The organism is Mesorhizobium sp. M7A.F.Ca.CA.004.04.2.1 (assembly GCF_004022825.1).
Classification (GTDB): domain Bacteria; phylum Pseudomonadota; class Alphaproteobacteria; order Rhizobiales; family Rhizobiaceae; genus Mesorhizobium.
Genome location: NZ_RZPH01001504.1, coordinates 1 through 921 on the forward strand (window position 1 = coordinate 1; position 921 = coordinate 921).

A 921-nucleotide genomic window follows, 5' to 3' on the forward strand; every position below is an offset into this window, starting at 1 on the left:
CAATTGGGAAAGTCATCATCGCGGCTGATCAGGCGATGACTCTCGATCGCCTGATCAGCCGCGATGATGACTTTCCCAATTGTCTCCGCAGCAGAAGCACCTGCAGCTTCGAGGAAGACGTTGGGCGGCCGAATGCCCAACTGCGAAAAGAAGACCTCATTCAGCTCATAATCGTAGTTCTGGCCACTATGAACGAGCACGTGATCGAAATTGGCATCGAACTTTGCAATGACCCTGGACAGCCGAATAATCTCTGGCCGAGTCCCAACAATGGTCATGACCTTAAGCACGGAGCGCCCCTTTAAGGATGTCCAACTGCGATAGCAGTGCCTTGACCTGACCGACATCGAGGCGAACGGTGTTGTGAGATGTGTAATCCTCCAGCTCTGAAACCATTCGCTCGCCTTCAACGAAATATTTGTCGTAGTTCAGATCCCGAGAATCGGCCGGAATCCGATAATAATTGCCTAGGTCTTCCGCACGCACCATTTCCTCGCGCGACACCAAAGTTTCGAAAAGCTTCTCACCATGACGAGTCCCGATGATTTTCACCGGATTGTCCCGTTCGAATAGTTCCTGCATCGCCTCAGCCAGAACCCCCACGGTAGAAGCGGGTGCCTTCTGAACAAATATATCGCCCGACCGTGCGTGCTCGAATGCATAAAGTACTAAGTCGACTGATTCATCGAGCGACATCAAGAAACGTGTCATGTTGGGATCGGTTAATGTCAGGGGCTTGCCGCCTAGCAGTTGGTCAAGGAAGAGGGGGATCACTGAGCCGCGGGACGCCATGACGTTGCCGTAACGGGTGGCGCAGACGACGGTGCGAACAGAATCGCTGACTCGCGATTTCGCGATCATAACTTTTTCCATCAACGCCTTTGACATACCCATAGCGTTTACAGGGTATACAGCCTGGTC

At 52.6% G+C, this 921-nt stretch carries 2 protein-coding genes; both read right to left on the reverse strand.

Annotation, left to right across the window (positions count from 1 at the left end):
* A partial coding sequence (locus tag EN893_RS35725; protein ID WP_245490980.1) for a UDP-N-acetylglucosamine 2-epimerase occupies window positions 1-290 on the reverse strand: 290 nt, incomplete at its 3' end.
* The coding region (locus tag EN893_RS35730) for a polysaccharide biosynthesis protein (protein ID WP_164901478.1) at window positions 283-921 on the reverse strand (639 nt) is incomplete at its 5' end. The genes EN893_RS35725 and EN893_RS35730, both read right to left, overlap by 8 nt.